The 310-nt window shown below is 29.0% G+C and carries 1 protein-coding gene; it reads right to left on the reverse strand.

Annotation, left to right across the window (positions count from 1 at the left end):
* Window positions 1–76: 76 nt before the first annotated feature.
* Window positions 77–310 (reverse strand): HAD hydrolase family protein (locus KK062_RS31300; protein ID WP_254088111.1); only part of this gene is annotated, 234 nt, incomplete at its 5' end.

Genomic DNA, 310 nt, shown 5'->3' on the forward strand with positions numbered 1-310 from the left:
ATCTTGAAAGCTTCTTGGATAAATTTGATAAACGATTTCTTTTTGACACCAGTTCTTTTCCATAAATTACTCCTTTTTATATGATATTTCTTCTTTTTAATTCTTTATAAATTCCATTATCGAATATGTCCTCACATATAGATGTCGCTATATCTTTAAGTTGTTGATGACTATTTTTCATTGCAATTGTAACGTCTGATGCTTGAAACATGACAATGTCATTTTGACCATCACCAAAACATATGGTTTCTTTTTGAGTTACTCCTAATCTTTCTTGTAATCTCTTAATTGCTTTGCCCTTATGAAAATC

The organism is Dawidia cretensis (assembly GCF_018598175.1).
Taxonomy (GTDB): domain Bacteria; phylum Bacteroidota; class Bacteroidia; order Cytophagales; family Cyclobacteriaceae; genus Ohtaekwangia; species Ohtaekwangia cretensis.